We start from the raw sequence: 19,999 nt of genomic DNA, 5'->3' as shown, positions 1-19,999 counted from the left end.
GGTGTGACATGTCGAACCTCATGCACCCGCAGACCCAGGAACTGGACGACACGAGCTTGACGAGCGCTTTCGCGAATCTTGACGTTGGCAATCTCCTCTCCCGTATGCCGACGGATATCGCGGACCGTGCTTCTCAGATCGTTAAAGATCAGGGCCTGAACGACACCGAAATCGCGCTGCGCCTTGCCATGATTGCAATGACCGAAGCCGAGAACCGGATCGCACGCCAGGAAAAACGGATCACCTTTCTGGAAAGCCTGTCAGTAACAGACGAGTTGACGGGACTGCTGAACCGGCGCGGCTTTAGCGACCGTCTTCAGAACGCTCTCGCTGCGTCGAAACGTCAGGGACTGACCGGTGCATTGCTGCTGATCGATCTCGACAAATTCAAAGCCGTCAATGACACCTACGGGCATACGGCCGGCGATGCATTGCTGGTCACCGTTGCACGAATTCTCCAATCTCGGACCCGCGAAACCGACAGCATCGCACGCCTTGGCGGCGACGAATTCGCAGTCATCATGCCGGGAGCCAATGACGACGAAGCAGCCGCACGCATCGCGGCGCTCGACCAGGAACTGAATACGCGGACCCTGCAGTGGAACGGGTCCACCATCCACCTTCATGCGAGTGTCGGTCATGACGCCTACAGTCAGGACGACACCGAAACCGAATTGCTCGACAGGGTCGACCGCGCAATGTACGCGCGGAAGCAAAACAGTCCGTTTTCGGCGCTGTAATCGTCCCTGCCTTGCAACCTACTTGTCGATACGGGCATCTGCCTTCTCTGTCGGCAAGCACCCAGAGCAAACCTGAGGGAGCTGAGCAATCAGCTCCCTCTTTTTCTTTCCGCCCCGGGATGCCGCCCAGTTGCCCGTGTAGATCGAACAGCCTAGGTTCTGTTTGCGGTATTGAGCGCACACTCAGACGGCCGCTATCTCAAAGCATTCATGGGAGCAAGCCGTATGGCTTACCTCTTTCTCGCCCTTGCCATCTTGGCCGAAGTGATTGGCACGATGGCTCTGAAGGCAACCAACGGCTTCACAGTCATTCTGCCATCCGCCATCGTGCTGGTAGCCTATGGAGCCGCCTTCGTTCTATTGAGCTTCTGTCTACGGGAAATCCCCGTCGGCATCGCCTATGGTATCTGGGCCGGCATAGGGATTGTTCTGGTAACCGTGGCTGGGGCATTCATCTACAAGCAGATCCCCGATCTACCAGCGGTCATCGGCCTTCTTCTAATCGTGAGTGGGGTCACGATCATTCACCTGTTTTCGAAGACCGCCGGACATTGAAAAACACCCGACTCGAAAACCGGGTGCGATCCTAAGAAATCAGAACCGGCCAAGAAGGCCGCCGCACGATCAATTCGTGATTTTGGCCGCCCAGGGCATTTTCCCGGAAACCGGTCCGAGCGTAGACGCCATATGCAGTGCGTCCCTGCCCGTGAAGGGACCGACGGCAACGCGATGCCATAGACTGCCCCTGACACGCACCGACATAATGACCGGCACCGAGCCGACAGAGTCCGGCGCCAAGTCTTTCAGATGCTCCGCCCGTTTCTTGTCGCGGAAGGAACCCAGCATCACGAAATGGTCAGCAGACTGCTCAACACCCGACCGCATCGTAATGCGATGAACAGGCCGCAGAACGGGAAGAACTGACATTTCCGATACACTGTCAGAGCTTACGCTCCGCTTGTGCTCAGCGATATTTTCATCGGGAGAAATCTTCCAACTCTCCCGCGAAGAAATTGGCAAGACAAGCAGCTCATCTTTCGAGACAACGCTCTCAAGCTCTATCGGCTCCATCGCATGGCCGGGGTCCAGCGGCGCAAATCCCGCAATACTAAGATCGCTAAACGGCGAGAGGCCCGCGCTGATGGAGGACGGAACGGCGCTGCCCCCATCTTCGTCAGAGGCTGTCTCGGCAAGTAGTGTTTCGGTGGCCGGGGCATCAGGTTCCACGACTGAGGGAGTTCCGTCGACGGACGCCGTAAGAATTGTTGTCCCTGTGACCGTACCTTCCGCAATTGAGCTCTGATCGACCCAGTCGTCGGAATCACCCGGATAATATGCCACGAGTTCTGTCAGGGGCTTCGCGTTGTCGCCATCGTAGGCGCGGCACGGCTCGTCCCCGAAAACAACGCGGAGCATCGAGCAATCTTCATCGGCTGCGGCAGAAATGACGTGGTCGGCAGTAGTTTTTCCAGTAGCAAAGAGCGCGAGACCAGAAAATCCGGTGGTGGCAAGGCTGATTGCCGGCGGGATCGCTGGAATGCACCCTCCCAACAGCAACGGCAACACTGCAACTACGAGACCACGCCTCAAATCGATTCCCCTACAAGAATCAATAACTTATTTAGTTTTATTTTAGCGGTATATCAAAAATAGGCAAGCGTCGCGGTATATCCCTATTTTGCGCATCTCCGCCTGACCGCTTATGACGTTGAAATCAAGAGACTGTTTTGGCTCAAAGGCAGCATTCCGCTGCGCGTGTTTTCCGTGTATGAGAACTCTATGACCGTTATTACCGACACCGCTGCGCTCTCCGCCGTCTGCGCCGAGTTCGCGACCGAAGACTTCGTGACGATCGACACGGAGTTCATGCGTGAGAAGACCTACTATCCCCAGCTTTGTCTGGTTCAGCTAGGAAACGACGAGAAGGCTGTCGCCATCGACACCCTTGCGGACGGGATCGACCTCACTCCCCTCATCGATCTTCTAAAGAACAAAAATGTTCTGAAGGTCTTCCACGCTGCACGTCAGGACCTTGAGATATTCTACCATCTCTGCGGAGAGCTCCCGGCGCCGATTTTCGATACTCAGGTCGCCGGGATGATATGCGGCTTCGGGGATTCAGTTTCCTACGACAAACTGGTGCAAAGCCTGACCGGCATTCATCTCGATAAAAGCTCACGTTTCGCAGACTGGTCCCATCGCCCTCTCAGTGAGAAGCAGATCGGCTACGCGCTCGCCGACGTTATCCACCTTCGCCCGGTCTATCGCGCTCTGATGGCCAGCATTGAGAAATCCGGCCGTATGGACTGGATTGAGGACGAGGTCGCCAAAATGGCAGACCCGGCGATATATGACCCTGATCCAGATACCGTCTGGCAGCGCCTGAAAGTCCGCAGTGGGAAACCTAAATTTCTTGCGGTTCTGCAGCAAATTGCGGCCTTCCGCGAACGCGAGGCACGACAGCGGGATGTCCCGCGTAACCGCATCCTCCGTGACGACGTGCTCATGGATATCGCCGCGCACGCACCGAGCACACCGGAAGAACTGGCCCGCACCCGGACCTTCAACGCACAGGTGGCAAACGGCCGGCTGGGTCAGGAAATCATCAAAGTCGTCAACAAGGGACTTTCCCTGCCGAAAGATGCCTGCCCCAGGCTTCCAGCCAAGGACGACAAGCGCGAGGCGCCCGGCCCAATTGTCGAGTTGTTGAAGGTGCTGCTGAAAATTCGCTCGGACGAGGAGAAAGTTGCCGCCCGACTGATAGCCAATGCGGCCGACATCGAATCCATCGCACTGGACGACGATGCGGATGTGCCCGCCTTGAAAGGCTGGCGTCGCGACCTTTTCGGCGCGGATGCCGTCAGTCTGAAACATGGGCGCATCGGACTGACCGCCGAAGCCGGAAAAATCAAGCTGATGCGGCTCTGATAGAGCGGCATCACCTCTTAATGCTCGATCCGAATATCCTGGCCAAGCGCTTCTGAGAGCGCCGAAATTCTACGTGTCACCACGTCACCGCCGAGACCGCCCTGATGGCCGTGCATGCTGATGACAAAGCCACGCTCCCCCACCATGTCCCGCTCACGCTCAAGCCGGGCACTCTCAAGAAGTTCCGTCGCACCGCCGGACAAGGTCAGCGCAAGCCGCAAAGCAAGTCCGACCCTGTAGGCGAGATCGCGCCGCCGGATCGACAACAGCTTGCGAACCCGATGAGTCCCTTCTTCTTCGATACTGCCGGTGTAGCGGGCCAGGATCGCATAGGCGAGGAACACTCGATCCGCATGATTCAAACCTACAACGGGCAGCCGCAGCATCCGGATGAAAGCATGCTCGCCACGATAGCTCGGATGCTCACCCCAGGCGAAATCACTGAGAATGCACGCGGTCCGGATCAAGCGTTGCTCCGCGGCAGGTACGTCCTCAAAAAATGGCGCTATCCAGCGTTCAAGAACTTCAGGGTGCGGGCTGAAACGACTGCTCTTGCGGGCAATATCCATGCAGCTGTCGACCAGTGGATCGCGGGACCGCTCTCCGAGCGGCAACCGGTCATAAAGACAGCCCTCACGCAGCCCGAAAGACGAGAACACAACCTGGCGCGGACGCCCGAGTTCAATAACCCGTTTCAGAACCAGCGCCGTGACCGGCAGCTTTTCCACACGTCGTTTCGAGACTACATCAAGAGCCCGCAGGTTTTTTCGTCCCGTGCGGGTTATCTCGTCGAGGAAACGAACCGCCTCATCCGCACCAATTGCATAGTGATGTATCACAGCCAGCGGATAGTCGGTCAGCTCCATGTGCGCGCGCGCCAGGCTACGCCAGGCGCCACCAACAGCGAACAGATCACGGTCGGACATGGCGTCGAGCCAAGACACTTCATTCAGACTGGAGTCGATCCTGTCCGTCACCTCATTCCGGTTCTGCCGGGTGAGTTCGCCGAGACGGAGCGGGCCCAAGGGCGTGGTCTCGAAACGGCGTGCCTTATTCTTCTGGATATCGACAAGCTCGAGGCTCCCGCCGCCGAGATCGCCAACCACGCCATCTGCCTCCGGGAAAGCACTGATCACCCCGAGGGCGGACAGGCGGGCCTCTTCATCTCCCGAAAGAACCATGATACGCGCGCCGAACCTGCTTTCGACGGCTGAGACGAACTCACCCCCATTCCGGGCATCCCGGACCGCCGCCGTCGCCAGCACACGAACCTCGGAAACGCCCATACCTTTCGCGATCGTGAAATAACGCTCCAGGTTGTCCATTGCCGAGCGGACTCCCTGCTCGGAGAGATGTCCGGTTTCTTGCAACCCAATGCCGAGACCGCAGAGCGCTTTTTCGTTGAACAGCGGGATAGGCATCCGCCCGTCGCCTTCAAAAACGACGAGACGGATAGAATTCGATCCAATGTCGAGGACACCAACGAGACCGACATGGTCGGACCCCGTATTTGATATCCAGCCGTCTTGAGAAGAGGGAACTGACAAACGTTATTCCGTGCCGCTCAGCTTCTTGGGCATTTCATTCGACCGCTTCAGAGCGCTGCCGCGGCCGGACAGGCTCGGATTGGTCATGAAATATTTATGTGCCGAGAACGCTCCAGCACCGGCAGCGACCCGAACATACTGACCATCGGGCTCCGCGATCCATGAATTGGTCTCGTCCTTCAGGTTCGCCACCATGATCTGATCCAGAACCTGGCGGTGCACCGTTCGGTTTTCGATCGGAACGAAATGCTCGACCCGGCGATCCAGGTTGCGCGTCATCCAGTCAGCGGAGGACATGTACACTTTCGCCTGATCGGAGGGAAGCTTTCGGCCATTGCCGAAGCAGAAAATGCGCGAATGCTCAAGGAACCGGCCCACAATGCTCAGCACATGGATGTTCTCCGACAATCCCGGCAAGCTAGGACGCAGGCAGCAGATACCGCGGATTACCAATTCGATTTTCACACCCTCGCTCGACGCCCGGTACAACAGGTCGATGAGGTCCGGGTCGACCAGCGAATTCATCTTCGCCCATATCGTCGCCGGCTTGCCCTGCCGGGCGAATTCGATCTCCGTCTCCACCAGTTCATGCACCTTCTGACGCATAGTCAGAGGCGAGAGCGACAGCTTGTCCATTTGCTGCGGCGTGGCATAGCCGGTCATGTAATTGAACATCCGCGCAGCATCCCGGCACAGCACCGGATCGCAGGTAAAGAAGGAGAGATCCGTGTAGATCTTCGCCGTGATCGGATGATAGTTCCCGGTGCCGAAATGCACGTAATTCCGGAGCCCGTTGCCCTCACGCCGGACCACCAGTGAGATCTTCGCGTGAGTCTTCAGATCGACGAAACCGTAAACCACCTGGACACCGGCCCGCTCCAGGTCACGGGCAAGGCGGATATTCGCCTCCTCATCGAAGCGGGCCTTCAGTTCGACCATGGCCGTGACCGATTTTCCGGCTTCCGCCGCCTCGATCAGCGCATTAACAATCGGACTGCCTTTGGATGTCCGGTAGAGCGTCTGCTTGATCGAGACCACCGCCGGGTCCGCAGCCGCCTGGCGCAGAAACTGAACGACGACGTCGAAACTCTCATAGGGATGATGGACGACAATGTCCTTTGCCCGGATCGCCGCCAGGCAGTCACCACCAAAGTCACGGATACGTTCAGGAAAACGCGGATTGAACGGCTTCCAGAGCAGGTCCGGGCGCTCGCTGACAATCAGCTGGGACAGATCGGCCAGGCCAACCATCTCGTCCAGTGTGAAGAGATCTTCAGCCGCGACCTTCATCTCGTCGACGACGAAATTCCGGAGATCGTCCGGCATATCCCTGTTCATGGAGAGCCGGATAACATTACCGCGCCGCCGACGTTTCAGAGCAGACTCAAACGACAGGACAAGATCCTCGGCCTCTTCATCCACTTCCATTTCACTGTCCCGCAACACGCGGAACACCCCGTGTCCCGAGACGCTGAAGTTCGGGAACAGCTGGTCCACATGCTCAATGATGACCTGCTCAATCGTGATGAACCGGATATCCTTGCCCGGCAGGCGCACAAACCGTCCGACTTGGGCAGGAAGCGGAAGCAACGCTTCCATGTCGATTGCATTCAAAGCATCCGAGAGCTGCATGGCGAGACAGACACCGCCGTTCGGCAGGAACGGAAACGGGTGCGCAGGATCAATCGCAAGAGGAGTCAGAAGGGGGAAAATTTGATCGATGAAATGACCGTCGAGCCACTTTCGGTCTGCGGCGGTGAGATCGTCTGCTGTGATCAGATGAAATCCGGCGGTGCGCAGCTCTCCCAGCAGCATGGAAAGATACCGCTGCTGCACGGCAATCAGTTCCGCCGCCTTCTCCGAGATTGCGACAAGCTGACTGGTGGGGGACAGACCGTCCGCACTCGACGTGGTTACCCCAGCATTCACCATGCCTTTCAGACCGGCGACCCGAACCGTGTAGAATTCGTCCAGGTTCGACGCTGAAATGGATACGAACCGAAGCCGCTCCAGCAGCGGGTGCGCGGAATTGTTCGCTTCTTCAAGAACACGGGCATTGAAGCCGAGCCAAGACAGTTCCCTGTTGAAAAACCGCTCGGGCGATACCGCGTCGATACGCGTGCTGTTTTCCGCCTGACTCTCGCTCACGGGGCCGTCTCCTCGTCATGACTATCGTGTGGACCTCGCAGCGCCAACAGCGCTTGTTGCTGTCATAACACAGGTCGGCCCGGGACATGGAATATCCCGGGCCGGACCGTAAGCCTGTCATGTTTCAGTTCGATGACAGTTTCCGCCAGATATGACGAATACCACCATCCAGCCTCTTACATGGTGCTGCGGAAGGCTCCGCCATCCATCAGCACGTTCTGGCCGTTGATATAGCCCGCGTGCGCACTGCACAGAAAAGCGCAGGTCTGGCCGAACTCATCCGGATAGCCAAACCGGCCAGCAGTGTGCTGTGCGGCTTGCTGCGCGTAATAGGTCTCGAAATCGACGCCAGCCTTTTCCGCGTGCAACTTCATGTTGCCACGCAGCCGGTCCGTGTCGAACGGGCCGGGCAGCAAACCGTTGATGGTAACGCCATCCTTCGCGACTTCACGGGCGATACCAGCGCAGAAACCAGTCAGGCCGGTACGGGCACCGTTTGAAAGACCAAGGATCGCAATTGGAGATTTCACGGCACCGGAGGTGATGTTCACAATCCGGCCAAACTTGCGCTCGATCATGCCGTCGATGGTCGCCTTGATAAGCTCAATGGCGGTCAGCATGTTGGCGTCGACGGCCTTGATCCAGTCGTCACGCGTCCAGTCCCGGAAGTTGCCTGGCGGCGGTCCACCCGCATTGTTCACCAGGATGTCGAGCTTGCTGTCGAACGGTGCCAGCGCCTTCGCTCGGCCTTCCTCGGTTGTGATGTCGCATGCAATGGCATGCACGGTCGCGCCGGTCGCCGACCGGATTTCCTCGGCCGTTGCCGCGATCGCTTCCGGCGTCCGCGAGCAGATCGTCAGATCCGCACCATTCTCGGCGAGTGCCATCGCCGACGCCTTGCCGAGACCTTTGCTCGACGCGCAAACGAGCGCTTTCTTTCCTTTAATTCCCAGATCCATGAATAGTGCTCCGTTTGTTTGTTTTTTCGATTCCGATCCCACTGCTATCCCGCAGCACGCGCTTCCAGCGCGCGACGTGCGAGTGGCAATGTGATCCGACGCCCCTCGGCAAGCGACATAGCGTCGATATTCTCGACCAGCGCCCGCGCTTCCAAAAAGGATCGTTCCATGCGACCGACCAGAAAGGCCAGAACCTCTTCAGCAACGAACAATTGCCGGTCGCGAAAGAGTTTGTCCATGATTCCCGAGATCAATGCATCATCGGGATCGCTGATCGCCACGGCAGGAAGTGCAGCGAAGCGCGATTTCACATCCGCCGGATGCAACGCCATGCGCGAGACCGGCGTCCGGGACAGCACCAGCAAGGCACCCCGGCGCTCGACAATCATGTTGTAGAGATGAAAGGCGGCAACGCCCGGCAGGCTCTCATCGACATTGTCCAGCACCACATAGCGCGAGTCGCCGAGCAAGGCCGGAAGCCGGTCCACGTCCAGGTCCGCTGGACGGAGCGTAATGGCGCCCGCCTTCCGCGCCCAGACCTCCGCCAGATGGCTTTTCCCCGAGGCTTCGGGACCGTGCACATTCAACCCCCAAGTCGCCTCGGGCCAGGATGGCCAGGAATCGATCCAAGCCGTCGCCGCCTCGTTGCAGGCCGAGACGAGATATTCGCCTCGATCAAAGGCCGGGCGGTGCTTCAGCGACAGCGGCAGTTGACCGCCCTCGTCGCCTACAAGGCGCGATCCGGTATTTCGTTCACTCATGATGTGCCCGCCAATCCTGTCTCACTGTCCTTCAGCGTCAGTCTCATCGTCGGACGGAGGTATGCCATGAAGATGGAGCGGGCTGGCGAGATAACGCCCCAGGGCAAAGCGGGTCAGCACGCCAATCACAGCCGCGACCGGTACGGCAATCAGAACACCGAGGAAACCAAACAATGCGCCGCCCGCCAGGAGGGCGAAGATCACCCAGACCGGATGCAGGCCTACCGCTTCGCCTACCAGGTTAGGAGTCAGGAAATTTCCTTCGATAGCCTGTCCGGCGATAAAAACGGCAGCGACAATGGCGATGGGTGGCAGCGTATCGAACTGCATGGCAGCAAGTCCGACGCTCAGCAAGCCACCGAAGATCGAGCCAACGAAGGGAACGAACGAGATCACGCCCGAGAACAGCCCGATGATCACGCCGAAGTCGAGGCCTGCGAGCGTCAACCCCACAGCATAGAAGATACCTAGGATAAGGCAGACGGAGCCTTGCCCACGCACAAAAGATGCAAGCGTTACGTCAATAATCCCAGCCTGTTCCCGAATCGTCTCCGCCTGCGCGCGCGGCAGCCAGCTGTCCACAGCAGCGACGATACGATCCCAGTCCCGCAGCAAATAAAAGGCGACAATTGGAGTGATGACCAGCAGCGACAGAAGATTGGCGAGCGCCGCTCCGCCGCTCAAAACCTGCCCGGCAAAAGAAATCAGCCATGCCCCAGCCTTTCCAGCTATGGCTGAGAGATTGAGTTCCTCGGCGCCACCATTGCCAAGCCATGTTTTGGCCATGCCAACAACCGGATCGGCGAACGCCACCAGTCTTTCGAGATAACCGGGGAGCGTCTTGGCAAGCAAAACCGCCTGAGCCTGAACCAATGGCACAAGAAGAAGCATGATACCGAGCCCGGCGCAGAAAAAACCAAGCAGCACAACCGTGGTTCCAGCAGTACGGGACATGCCCACCCGCTCACAGCGATCCACCAGGGGATCGAGAAAATAAGCGATCGCCATACCTGCCACGAACGGTACCAGCACACCCTTCAGCACGAAGAGCGCGATGATAAGCGCGACCAGAAGCGCGCCCCAGAATGTCAGGCGTTCACGTTGCGTCATTTTACTTCCCGTTTCCGGCAAGAAACCGGCATGAAGACGCTACAGCACATCATTGTACGAGCGGCGGTAAGATGAGCGGCGTGCTACCTGCTGGCGGTGTGAACGGCTCCACTCCCGGCACGGGCGCGACAAGCGGCTCGGGAAGATATCGCTCCGGCAGCTCGGTCCCTTCCTTATAGAGCAACCAGCCGTCCTGAGTTTCCTTCAACAGGAAATCCTTCTGTTTCAATGCCAGCGCAAGCTGGTCCGCAGCGCCATTGATCCAGACATCCATCAGGGCCTCGTTGCGTGAAATCCGTAACAGTTCCCGCCGCGATACGGACGAAACCTGATCCAATCCCTTGCGAACTTCCAGCCAAGTGTCAAACGAAGTAATCGGCACAATGACGGTAACCCGTGTCTCGAACCCCGGGCTGATAAGGTTCTCCGATTTCCAGGCTTCCTGGATTTCCGATGTCGCTGTTCGTGCCGCGACCGACAGCAAATCCCCTTCAGGATTGGCCGGGTCCGGTGTCACAGTCCGCACCAGGGACTGACCGTCCGCAACACCGCCAACATAAGTCAGGTTCAGCTCGATAGCCGGTCCTGTCGATTCGATGGAGACCGGTCGCGCGTTAACAACGACCGCCTGCTCGGCGCCATAGCGCGCAGCTATTGTCATAATCGCTTCGCGGTCCGCCAGAACGGCTTGTACCGCCGTGATATCGCGAATGTCCGCAAGATCCCCGTACGGCACCGCAATCGGCACCAGACCGTTTGCATTGGGCAGGTCCAGCCATGCCGCGAGCCATGGGCTTTCCTCATCCCAGAGCAGCGGCTTGCTGCCATTGTTGTAGACCGGAAGGATCAACAAGGGCTGGGAGGCAATTTCGGCGTAACCGACCCCAAGAGACGTGAAATACTGCCGTACTGCCACCGGGTTGAAGCGAAAATTCAGCGACCCGAGATAGCGGACATCGGAGGTCCTTTCCCGTGCGACTTCATATCCGACGGTCAATCCGACGAGAAGATCGTCAGAAAGAGGCGGCAGGCCCACGGCCTGCGCCTTCGGCACCAGGCGATTGATCAGACGGCGCCATGCCTGGCGGCGGCCTTCCCCGATAGCCTGGGCCTGAGCCTGGGCTGCGGTAGCGGCCTGCGCGTCCACCGAAACGCCGCGCAACTCGAAAACCCGATCCGTATCCGACTGCGCCCGGGCGATATTCCCCGAGAAAGCCAGGGTCAGCAGCATGACCAAAAACAAAGAAAGACGGCAGGCACCCGGCATTCCGGCTGCCCGTTCCGTATCCCGCGCATGGCTTCCAGCCCCAATATCCATCAGCACGATCTTCCCTGAACTATGTTGCCGTCCGCCAAATACGCTTGCGATCCCGGCCCCTGCGTCATACACCCTGATCCGGGCAGAACAATGGCACCGCGGACACTGCCCGCCCCTTATACCGGAAGGCTGAGGAGGAGACCATATCAGCTCCCGATAGACCCAACCGCCCCCTTACCTACAAGGAAGCGGGCGTTGACATTGATGCGGCGGACCAGCTGATCGAATTCATCAAGCCTCTGACCAAGTCCACGGTCAGGCCGGGCGCCGATGGCGCTATCGGCGGCTTTGGTGGTGTCTTCGATCCGAAAGCCGCCGGGTTCAAGGACCCGATATTCGTCGCCGCGACCGATGGCGTCGGAACGAAACTCCGGCTCGCAATCGATACTGGAAACTATTCCGGCGTTGGCACCGACCTTGTCGCCATGTGCGTGAACGATCTCGTTGTGCAGGGCGCCGAGCCGCTGTTTTTCCTCGACTATTACGCCACCGGCAAGCTCGATGTCGAAGCAGCCCGCACAGTTGTTGCCGGGATTGCCGAAGGCTGCCGCCAGTCCGGAGCCGCCCTGATCGGCGGCGAGACGGCAGAAATGCCGGGCATGTATACGGACGGTGATTTCGATCTTGCCGGATTCGCCGTGGGTGCAGCCGAGCGCGAGAACCTGATCCTGGAACCAAAGGCCGAAGCCGGTGACGTGATTCTCGGTCTTGCCGCCTCGGGCGTGCATTCGAACGGCTTCTCGCTGGTGCGCCGTATCGTTGACCGTTCCGGTCTCGGCTGGGCTGACGATGCACCCTTTGCAACGGGTAAAAGCCTCGGCGACGCGCTGCTGACGCCGACCCGGATCTATGTGAAGTCCTGCCTCGCAGCCCTCGCAAGCGGTGGTGTCACCGGCCTCGCCCACATTACAGGCGGCGGTCTTTTGGATAATCCGCCGCGTTCTTTCGCCAAGCATCTTGCAGCCGAAATTGATGTGGAGAGCTGGACGCTTCCGCCGGTCTTCAAGTGGCTGGCCGAAACCGGCGGTGTGCCGCCCGAGGAACTTGCTCGGACCTTCAACTGCGGTATCGGCATGACCCTGACCGTTTCGGCTGACCGTGCGGACTCAGTCACCGAGATTCTGGCAGGGGCAGGAGAAAATGTCTTCCGGATCGGTAAACTTGTCGACCGCGCAGAAGACACGCAACCCGTCACACTGCAAGGACTGCGGACCTGGCCCGCGTGAGCAAGGGAAAACTCAAAGTCGGCGTTCTGGTCTCGGGCAGCGGCAGCAATCTGCAGGCGTTGATAGACGCCTGCGCCGCCCCGGATCATCCGGCGGAAATCGTGCTGGTGCTGTCCAACCGGCCCGGTGTTCGCGCCCTGGACCGGGCAAAGGCAGCAAGCATTCCGTCTGTCGTCTTCGATCACAAGAACTATGCGGACCGCGCAGGCTTCGACGCGGACATGCAGCAAGCACTCGACGAAGCAGGTGTGGAATTCATCTGCCTTGCCGGTTTTATGCGTCTTCTCACGACTGCGTTCGTGGAGCACTGGAGCGGGCGGATGATCAATATCCACCCGTCATTGCTACCATCCTTCAAAGGCCTGAACGTCCAGCAGAGAGCCATCGACGCCGGCGCACGGTTTGCCGGATGTACGGTGCATTTCGTCACACCGGAAATGGATGTCGGCCCGATCATCCAACAGGCCGTCGTGCCGATCCATGATGACGATACCGGCGATACGCTAGCCGCGCGGATATTGGTGCAGGAACACAATATCTATCCGGCATGCCTGCGTTGGGTCGCAGAAGGCCGGGTTCGGGTCGAGGGCGAACGGGTGTTCCTTGATGACGCAACCGTGCTGGATGCTGCCCTGCTTAACCCGTCACTGGAAAAATCAAGCTGACGATAGAGGCTTGGCGCCCCGCGCCCACTGAATTATACAGTTTGCTAAGTTACGAACCGGGTTCAGCCCGGCAAGACATCCCTATGGAGGCGATATGGCTGCGAGCAACGGATCCACGGACAGCAATTATCCGGAATACAAGAGTAACTACGAGTGGTTCATCGGCATGCTGAAATGGTCGACCATAGGCGTCGTCATTCTGCTGATCCTGATGGCCATCTTCCTGGTCTGACCCCGCCTGATCTAACCGGGCGACAAGTCAAACCAGCCGCAAGGCGGAATCAAAAGGGCCGGTCAACTGACCGGCCCTTTTTCTATTCGGAAGCAATCGTTTAGCCGACGATTTCGTTGCCGCTGAAGAACTGCGCGATCTCGATCGCAGCGGTTTCCTCGGCATCGGAGCCATGCACGGAGTTCTCACCGATGGACTTGGCATAAGCCTTCCGGATGGTGCCTTCGGCAGCTTCTGCCGGGTTGGTGGCGCCCATGACGTCGCGGTAGGTTGCGATGGCGTTTTCGCCTTCCAGGACCTGCACGACAACCGGTGCGGAGATCATGAACTCAACCAGCTCACCGAAGAACGGGCGCTCGCTGTGGACGGCATAGAAAGTCTCGGCCTGAGCCTGCGTCATCTGGATGCGCTTCTGCGCGACAATGCGCAGGCCCGCTTCTTCGATCATTTTGTTAACGCCGCCGGTCAGGTTCCGCTCGGTTGCGTCCGGCTTGATGATGGAGAAAGTGCGCTGAATGGCCATTGTATCTCTCTTCTGGTTCCGCTGGACGGCTGGAGCCATCCGCGCGATGCGTTTGAAAAAGCTAAGCGGGCGCAAAAGCGCCCGGCGCGCGCCTTATAGCGGTGCGCGCGGTACGGGGCAAGCCACGCGATAACCTGCCCCGCCCGGAACTTTTACCTCGAACGCCTGATCAGGCGCGGCGTTTCGCCACCGCCGCCTCGATCCGCTCCAGCGCATCGGTCAGGATGGAGCGCGGGCAAGCGATATTGATACGCTCGAAGCCCTCGCCCTCTGTACCAAAGACATAGCCCTCATCGAACAGGACTTTCGCCTCTTCATGCATCAGGGCTTCAAGCTCCAGCTTGTCGAGACCAAGTCCCCGGCAATCGAGCCAGACCAGATAGGTGCCTTCCGGATGCACCACCTTGATCTCCGGAATACGCTCGGCAATGAAGCTTTCGAGATAGTTCGCGTTTTCGCTCAGGTAATCGAGCACCTGAGCGAGCCACTCCTCACCTTCATTATAGGCTGCCATCGTTGCAACCAGACCGAAGGTGTTCATACCGCCAATACCGGAAGCGGCTATTTCCTTATTCAGTGCCTTCCGATAAGTCTCGTTCGAGACGATCATGTTGGATGTATGCAGACCGGCCAGGTTGAACGTCTTCGACGGTGCCGTGCAGACCACCGCATTGTCCATCATGTCAGCGCCAAGCGTGCCGAACGGCACGAATTTGGAACCGTTTAGCATCAGATCGCCGTGGATCTCATCGGCGATAACGACAACGCCGTTCTTCTTGCAGATCTCACCGAACCGCTTCAGTTCCTCTTCAGTCCAGACCCGGCCAACCGGGTTGTGCGGGCTGCAGAAGACACAAAGCTTCACCTTGGGGTCGGCCGTCTTGGCTTCGAGATCGTCGAAATCCATCCGGTAGACGCCGTTTTCCATCACCAGTGAGTTGGAAACGACTTCGCGGCCGTTATTCTCGATCGCGTAGGTGAAGGGGTAATAGACGGGGCGCTGGATCAACACCTTGTCGCCTGGCTCGGTCAGAGCCCGGACCAGCAAGTTGAGCGCAGGCACCACACCCGGCGTGTTGACGATCCATTCCGGATCGACCTTCCAGCCATGGCGACGTTCCATCCAACTGGTAATCGCTTCGTTATAGTCCGGCGTGCGGACCACATAGCCGAAGATCGGATGATCTATCCGGGCCCGCATGGCCTCCCGGATCGGCTCCGCAATCTGGAAATCCATGTCGGCGACCCACATCGGCAAGGTACGCTCGGCACCAAGGTCAGGGTCCGTGCCCTCCCACAGCTCCCGCTTGTCGCCGCGCCAATAAATCTGCCACTTGACGGAATTCGTCCCGGTCCGCCGGATCTCCTGATCGAAATCGTATTTCACCTGTTACTCCAGGGTTCGCTAATTTCATCCATGACCGGGCTCAGCCGGCCTTCTCCCAACCGCCACTTTCGGTCTGCCGCCAGTAGGCAAGCGTATGGCCGGCAGCCTTGTAATCCTTCCAGCGGACCCGCGCCGCCTTCACCGTCTCATCGTTGCGGCCGTCGAACAGTTCAAACACACGCTCGTAATCGCCGACATGCTCTGAGGTCGCACCATCCGTCAGAAACAGAAAGCGCGCCTCGTTCGGGTTCTCGTCCGAAACCGTCAGCCAGATTGGCTGCAGCTCCGCGTTCCCGTCTTTTTCGCTGCCATGTGGCAGCCAGCTATCCTGATCGAAAGTCCAAAGGTGGGTATTAAGATCGGCGACGCGCTCCTCGCTCGACGCCATGACGACGACGCGGGCCTCGGCCTGAAGCGACTTTTCAAGCAGCTTCGGCAGAGCCCATTCCAGGGGACGCGCCGTCAGATGGTAGAAGTTGATGTCAGTCATCACAAGGAGCGCCGTGCCGGTCAGGCTTCGTAATTCGCCTGCACCAGCTCATTGAGCAACCTTACGCCCCAGCCAGTTCCACCTTTCGGCACCGTCGACGACGCCTTGGAAGACCAGGCCATACCCGCGATATCCATATGCACCCACGGCAGATCGTTGACGAATCGTTCCAGGAAACAGGCGGCAGTGATGCTGCCACCCCAGCGCGCGCCGGCGTTCTTCATATCGGCAATGTCGCTGTCCATCATCTTGTTGTATTCCTCGCCAAGCGGCATCCGCCAGATCTTCTCCCCAGCGGTTTTCGAGGCGGCCTCAAGCTTGTCGGCAAGTTCGTCATTGTTTGCAAAGAAGCCGCAATTGACCTGACCGAGAGCGACCATCATTGCGCCGGTCAAAGTCGCGAGATCCAACATGAACTGTGGTTTGAAGCGGTCTTGCGTGTACCAGAGCGCATCAGCCAGAACGAGGCGGCCCTCCGCATCGGTATTGATGATCTCGATGGTCTGACCGGACATGGACGTCACCACATCACCGGGCCGCTGAGCATTGCCGTCGGGCATGTTCTCGACCAGGCCGACAACACCGATCACGTTGGCTTTCGCCTTCCGCCCGGCAAGCGCCTTCATCAGTCCGACCACGGTGGCTGAGCCACCCATATCCCACTTCATATCTTCCATGCCGCCTGCTGGCTTCAGGGAAATACCACCAGTATCGAAACAAACACCCTTGCCGACAAAGGCAATCGGCTGCTGCTTCTTCGGCCCACCGTCCCAACGCATGATGACGATCCGGCTCTCGCGCTCGGACCCCTGGCCGACACCAAGCAGTGCCCCCATGCCGAGCTTTGCCATCTGCTTCTCGTCCAGCACCTCGATCTTCAGGCCAAGTTCGGACAGCTCTTCGATGCGCTTGGTGTAGGACGTCGGGTAGAGCACGTTGGCCGGCTCGCTCACCAGATCACGGGCCATGAAGACGCCTTCCGCAACCGCATTCAGGCCGGAAAAAGCCTTCTTCGCCGCAGTCGCGTCATCGGTCAGGATCGTCAGTTTCTGCAGGGCCGGCAGATCTTCCTTTTTCTGCTTCGTCTTGTATTTGTCGAAGCGGTAGGTGCGCAGCAGACCTCCAAAGGCCAAACGGGCAGCCCGTGCCGCCGCGCCTTCATCCACCGCGCCATCCGTGACATGACGCTCGAACAGAACGGCTGCTTCCTTGTCCCCACCGGTCAGTAGTGCGCCGACAATGGACCCGCCTGCATTTTCGGACCAAAGTTCGTCAATCTTGCTGCCGTCACCGAGGCCATAAAGCAGAACCGTGCCGGTCGCCCCGAATACGGAGAGGGTCTGGTCCGCCTTGCCGGTAAATCTATTCGACTTCATCGCACGCGACAGCAGGCCGCCGAGTTGCTCGTCCAGTTCCGCGCCACGCGTCAACAGAACGCAGCCTTCCATCACTCCTACGACGACCGCGCCCTTGGTCGGTAAGGCCAAGCTCTGAAATCCGATTTTCATTCCGATTCTCCCTCTGAGCAAAGGTTCGCGCCGATCAGGCGCCGCATGCCTGGTGTGCCGACCGGAGGACTTTCACGGGCGCTGTGCCGCCGTATAGCCCAGCATGCGCGGGTAACAAACCTGTGCTGCTCACATCCTGATTAAGTTCGTGATTGGAAACACTTGAAACATCGCTATCATGCGCCCTTCGACGCGGGTTGCGCAAGAACCCGCCTGGGCACGACCAGCCAAACGGGATCATGAGGATCGACCGCTACGTCATTCGCCAGATAATGGCCGCGATGATCATTGTTGTGGTCTCGCTGACCTGCGTCATCTGGCTGAGCCAGTCCCTGCGTTTCATCGACATGATCGTGAACCGGGGCCTACCGCTCGCGACATTTATCTACTTCACCGTTCTGCTGATGCCGACCTGGCTGTCGCTAGTGCTTCCCATTGCCTGCTTCGCCGCGACGATGTTCGTCTATAGCCGCATGGCAAGCGACCGTGAACTGGTCGTCCTCACCGCGTCCGGCATCGGCCCCCTGGGGATAGCCCGCCCGGCAATAATCGTTTCCGTCATCGTCACTTTGCTCGGCTATCTGCTCAGCCTTTACCTGGTCCCTGTCTCCTATCGCGGGTTCAAGGAATTGCAGTTCCAGATCCGGCACAACTACACGAACGTCCTGCTGCGCGAAGGCGTCTTCAATTCCATAAGCAATGATGTGACAGTTTTCGTCCGCGCCCGCCAGCCGGACGGTGAGCTTGCAGGAATCATCGTTCAGGACGACCGCGATGACAGCGAGTCGGTGACCTTGCTGGCCGAACGGGGAGCACTGATCCTCGACGGTGATGATCCGAAAGTCCTGATGGTCAATGGCAACAGGCAGGCACGCGACAATGCGACCGGGCGCATCAATATTCTCTATTTCGATCGTTACACTGTTGATCTTGGCGGCTTGGGCGAAGCGGGCCAGCGCACCGGACGCGACCAGAACGAACTTTTCATCGAAGAGTTGCTGAACCCGACAGAGCAGATCACCCAGCCCCGCAATTTCCTCAAATACAAGGCAGAGGGGCATAGCCGACTGATCACACCATTGCTCGGCCTCGCCCTGCCCTTGATTGGGTTGGTTGTCATTCTCAAAGGTGAATTCTCCCGCCGAGGCCAGACCCGTCGCCTGATCGTTGCGATCCTGCTTGTCGGACTGGTGCAGGCGGCCGTCCTCGGCTCAAAATACGCAGCGGCCAAAGAGCTCGGACTGCTGCCGCTGATGTACGGCACCGCAGTCGTACCGATCCTGATTTGCCTGATCGTATTGACCCGCCAGAAGCTGCGCCGCCCGAAAGCGGCAGAGAGTTCCGCCGAAGGATCTCACGCATGAAATGGTCTGGCACGCTCTCGCTCTATTTCGGAAAACAGTTCCTCTCTTGGGTCGTCGGCACTTTCCTCGCGATCATGGGTATCGTGTATCTGCTTGATGCCATCGAGCTATTACGGCGTGGCTCTGACAAGGAACTCGCGACCTTGACCCTGATGCTGCAAATGGCGGCGCTGAAAGCCCCCCAGATGGGGCAAACCATCTTGCCTTTCGCGACCCTGTTCGGCGCAATGCTGGCCTTCACCCGGATGACCCGCTCGAACGAACTCGTGGTAGCCCGTGCCGCCGGCGTCTCGGTCTGGCAGTTTCTCCTGCCCGCATTGCTGATCGCGTTCCTTATCGGTGTTTTCAAGATCACCGTGTTCAATCCGGTGGCCTCTGTGATGACCGCCAAGTACGAAGCTCTCGAGAACAAAATCCTGCGGGACAAGGGCAACTTCCTTTCGCTGACAGACGGTGGCCTGTGGCTCCGGGAGCAAACCAGTACAGGCCATTTCGTCCTGCACGCCACTGGTGTGGCATCGGATGGCGCCAGCCTGTCCGGCCTGACCGTGCTTTTTTTCGAAGGAGAAGACAATTTCGATGCCAGGGTCGATGCGGCGGAAGCAACATTGAAATCCGGATTCTGGCAGATGAACAATGTCATTCTGACGACCAAGAACGCCATTCCGGATACCCGCGCTGTCTATCGCCTTCCGACGGCCCTTACGCTCGAGAATATCCAGGACAGTTTCTCCCCACCGGAGACCATGTCCTTCTGGGAGTTGCCTAAATTCATCTCCATTCTGGAGAGTTCAGGCTTTTCCGCAGTCCGGCACAGGCTCTACTGGCATGCCCTGCTCGCCTCTCCCCTGCTGCTCTGCGCGATGGTGCTCATCGCGGCTACTTTCTCGCTGCGCCTGACCCGGCGCGGCGGCACCATGGTCTGGGTCAGCGCAGGGCTGTTCACAGGATTTTTTCTTTATTTCGCTTCCGACCTGGTTTTCGCTCTGGGATTGTCCGCCCGGATTCCGGAAGTGCTTGCCGCCTGGACACCGGCGACCGTCACTGCGCTGCTCGGCTGCGCCAGTCTGCTTCACCTTGAGGATGGTTGATC

At 58.8% G+C, this 19,999-nt stretch carries 19 protein-coding genes; 8 read left to right on the top strand and 11 right to left on the bottom strand.

Annotated elements, in window-relative coordinates; translation table 11 throughout:
• Positions 1–8 precede the first annotated feature (8 nt).
• Entirely contained in the window at positions 9–740 is a 732-nt protein-coding gene (locus ABJ076_RS00440) for a GGDEF domain-containing protein (RefSeq protein WP_348192649.1), read from the top strand.
• 225 nt (positions 741–965) lie between these two features.
• Positions 966–1,295 (top strand): SMR family transporter, encoded by a 330-nt coding sequence (locus ABJ076_RS00435; RefSeq protein WP_348192646.1) that lies wholly within the window; start codon positions 966–968, stop codon positions 1,293–1,295.
• 69 nt (positions 1,296–1,364) lie between these two features.
• Here the strand turns inward: ABJ076_RS00435 and ABJ076_RS00430 are convergent, their stop codons facing one another.
• A complete protein-coding gene (locus ABJ076_RS00430; protein WP_348202639.1) occupies positions 1,365–2,156 on the bottom strand; it encodes an SPOR domain-containing protein in 792 nt (263 codons plus the stop codon).
• 363 nt (positions 2,157–2,519) lie between these two features.
• Between ABJ076_RS00430 and rnd the strand changes: the two genes are divergently transcribed.
• A complete protein-coding gene (gene rnd / locus ABJ076_RS00425) occupies positions 2,520–3,668 on the top strand; it encodes a ribonuclease D (RefSeq protein ID WP_348192641.1) in 1,149 nt (382 codons plus the stop codon).
• A gap of 17 nt (positions 3,669–3,685) precedes the next feature.
• Here rnd and ABJ076_RS00420 read toward each other — a convergent pair whose 3' ends face one another.
• From ABJ076_RS00420 to ABJ076_RS00395, 6 genes are all read right to left on the bottom strand, one after another.
• Entirely contained in the window at positions 3,686–5,215 is a 1,530-nt protein-coding gene (locus tag ABJ076_RS00420) for a Ppx/GppA family phosphatase (protein ID WP_348192638.1), read from the bottom strand.
• Between the two features lie 3 nt (positions 5,216–5,218).
• Positions 5,219–7,363, bottom strand: a complete 2,145-nt coding sequence (locus tag ABJ076_RS00415; RefSeq protein ID WP_348192635.1) for an RNA degradosome polyphosphate kinase — start codon at positions 7,361–7,363, stop codon at positions 5,219–5,221.
• Positions 7,364–7,539: 176 nt separating this feature from the next.
• Positions 7,540–8,322 carry an SDR family oxidoreductase gene (locus tag ABJ076_RS00410; protein ID WP_348192633.1) on the bottom strand — a complete coding sequence of 261 codons (783 nt, stop codon included), beginning with the start codon at positions 8,320–8,322 and terminating at the stop codon, positions 7,540–7,542.
• Positions 8,323–8,366: 44 nt separating this feature from the next.
• A complete protein-coding gene (locus tag ABJ076_RS00405) occupies positions 8,367–9,083 on the bottom strand; it encodes a DnaA/Hda family protein (protein ID WP_348192630.1) in 717 nt (238 codons plus the stop codon).
• A gap of 21 nt (positions 9,084–9,104) precedes the next feature.
• A complete protein-coding gene (locus tag ABJ076_RS00400; protein WP_348192627.1) occupies positions 9,105–10,193 on the bottom strand; it encodes an AI-2E family transporter in 1,089 nt (362 codons plus the stop codon).
• 49 nt (positions 10,194–10,242) lie between these two features.
• A complete protein-coding gene (locus ABJ076_RS00395) occupies positions 10,243–11,511 on the bottom strand; it encodes a DUF2066 domain-containing protein (protein ID WP_348192742.1) in 1,269 nt (422 codons plus the stop codon).
• Between the two features lie 143 nt (positions 11,512–11,654).
• Here ABJ076_RS00395 and purM point away from each other — a divergent pair, with 143 nt between their 5' ends.
• The 3 genes from purM to ABJ076_RS00380 all read left to right on the top strand — a co-directional run bounded on the left by purM (position 11,655) and on the right by ABJ076_RS00380 (position 13,634).
• Positions 11,655–12,737 (top strand): phosphoribosylformylglycinamidine cyclo-ligase, encoded by a 1,083-nt coding sequence (purM, locus tag ABJ076_RS00390; RefSeq protein WP_348192739.1) that lies wholly within the window; start codon positions 11,655–11,657, stop codon positions 12,735–12,737.
• A complete protein-coding gene (gene purN / locus ABJ076_RS00385) occupies positions 12,734–13,402 on the top strand; it encodes a phosphoribosylglycinamide formyltransferase (protein WP_348192625.1) in 669 nt (222 codons plus the stop codon). The genes purM and purN overlap by 4 nt, the downstream gene beginning before the upstream one ends.
• A 94-nt stretch (positions 13,403–13,496) precedes the next feature.
• The gene (locus tag ABJ076_RS00380) at positions 13,497–13,634 is read left to right on the top strand and encodes an aa3-type cytochrome c oxidase subunit IV (protein ID WP_348192622.1); all 138 of its coding nucleotides are present in this window, start codon (positions 13,497–13,499) and stop codon (positions 13,632–13,634) included.
• A gap of 100 nt (positions 13,635–13,734) precedes the next feature.
• Here ABJ076_RS00380 and ndk read toward each other — a convergent pair whose 3' ends face one another.
• The 4 genes from ndk to ABJ076_RS00360 all read right to left on the bottom strand — a co-directional run bounded on the left by ndk (position 13,735) and on the right by ABJ076_RS00360 (position 17,542).
• Positions 13,735–14,157, bottom strand: coding sequence for a nucleoside-diphosphate kinase (ndk, locus tag ABJ076_RS00375; RefSeq protein WP_348192619.1), 423 nt, complete (start codon positions 14,155–14,157; stop codon positions 13,735–13,737).
• Between the two features lie 169 nt (positions 14,158–14,326).
• Positions 14,327–15,544, bottom strand: coding sequence for a MalY/PatB family protein (locus ABJ076_RS00370; RefSeq protein WP_348192616.1), 1,218 nt, complete (start codon positions 15,542–15,544; stop codon positions 14,327–14,329).
• Between the two features lie 40 nt (positions 15,545–15,584).
• The gene (locus ABJ076_RS00365) at positions 15,585–16,034 is read right to left on the bottom strand and encodes a DNA polymerase III subunit chi (RefSeq protein WP_348192613.1); all 450 of its coding nucleotides are present in this window, start codon (positions 16,032–16,034) and stop codon (positions 15,585–15,587) included.
• 20 nt (positions 16,035–16,054) lie between these two features.
• Positions 16,055–17,542: a leucyl aminopeptidase gene (locus ABJ076_RS00360; RefSeq protein WP_348192610.1), complete on the bottom strand. Its 1,488-nt coding sequence runs from the start codon at positions 17,540–17,542 to the stop codon at positions 16,055–16,057.
• 239 nt (positions 17,543–17,781) lie between these two features.
• On the opposite strand from ABJ076_RS00360, the gene lptF reads away from it, so the two are divergent.
• Positions 17,782–18,906, top strand: coding sequence for an LPS export ABC transporter permease LptF (lptF, locus tag ABJ076_RS00355; protein ID WP_348192607.1), 1,125 nt, complete (start codon positions 17,782–17,784; stop codon positions 18,904–18,906).
• Positions 18,903–19,997: an LPS export ABC transporter permease LptG gene (gene lptG / locus ABJ076_RS00350; RefSeq protein ID WP_348192604.1), complete on the top strand. Its 1,095-nt coding sequence runs from the start codon at positions 18,903–18,905 to the stop codon at positions 19,995–19,997. Before lptF ends, lptG begins: the two co-directional genes overlap by 4 nt.
• Positions 19,998–19,999 lie beyond the last annotated feature (2 nt).

This window comes from Nisaea sp. (assembly GCF_039990255.1).
GTDB lineage: Bacteria > Pseudomonadota > Alphaproteobacteria > Thalassobaculales > Thalassobaculaceae > Nisaea.
The sequence above is the reverse complement of the archived record's forward strand: the minus strand, read 5'-3'. Positions and strand labels throughout refer to the sequence as shown.

Bases quoted from the DNA above. Each gene is read 5' to 3' on its own strand.
- ABJ076_RS00440 (WP_348192649.1), top strand. From the start codon at position 9: ATGTCGAACCTCATGCACCCGCAGACCCAGGAACTGGACGACACGAGC.
- ABJ076_RS00435 (WP_348192646.1), top strand. From the start codon at position 966: ATGGCTTACCTCTTTCTCGCCCTTGCCATCTTGGCCGAAGTGATTGGC.
- ABJ076_RS00430 (WP_348202639.1), bottom strand. From the start codon at position 2,156: ATGCTCCGCGTTGTTTTCGGGGACGAGCCGTGCCGCGCCTACGATGGC.
- rnd (WP_348192641.1), top strand. From the start codon at position 2,520: ATGACCGTTATTACCGACACCGCTGCGCTCTCCGCCGTCTGCGCCGAG.
- ABJ076_RS00410 (WP_348192633.1), bottom strand. From the start codon at position 8,322: ATGGATCTGGGAATTAAAGGAAAGAAAGCGCTCGTTTGCGCGTCGAGC.
- ABJ076_RS00405 (WP_348192630.1), bottom strand. From the start codon at position 9,083: ATGAGTGAACGAAATACCGGATCGCGCCTTGTAGGCGACGAGGGCGGT.
- ABJ076_RS00400 (WP_348192627.1), bottom strand. From the start codon at position 10,193: ATGACGCAACGTGAACGCCTGACATTCTGGGGCGCGCTTCTGGTCGCG.
- ABJ076_RS00395 (WP_348192742.1), bottom strand. From the start codon at position 11,511: ATGGATATTGGGGCTGGAAGCCATGCGCGGGATACGGAACGGGCAGCC.
- ABJ076_RS00380 (WP_348192622.1), top strand. From the start codon at position 13,497: ATGGCTGCGAGCAACGGATCCACGGACAGCAATTATCCGGAATACAAG.
- ndk (WP_348192619.1), bottom strand. From the start codon at position 14,157: ATGGCCATTCAGCGCACTTTCTCCATCATCAAGCCGGACGCAACCGAG.
- ABJ076_RS00365 (WP_348192613.1), bottom strand. From the start codon at position 16,034: ATGACTGACATCAACTTCTACCATCTGACGGCGCGTCCCCTGGAATGG.
- ABJ076_RS00360 (WP_348192610.1), bottom strand. From the start codon at position 17,542: ATGAAAATCGGATTTCAGAGCTTGGCCTTACCGACCAAGGGCGCGGTC.
- lptF (WP_348192607.1), top strand. From the start codon at position 17,782: ATGAGGATCGACCGCTACGTCATTCGCCAGATAATGGCCGCGATGATC.
- lptG (WP_348192604.1), top strand. From the start codon at position 18,903: ATGAAATGGTCTGGCACGCTCTCGCTCTATTTCGGAAAACAGTTCCTC.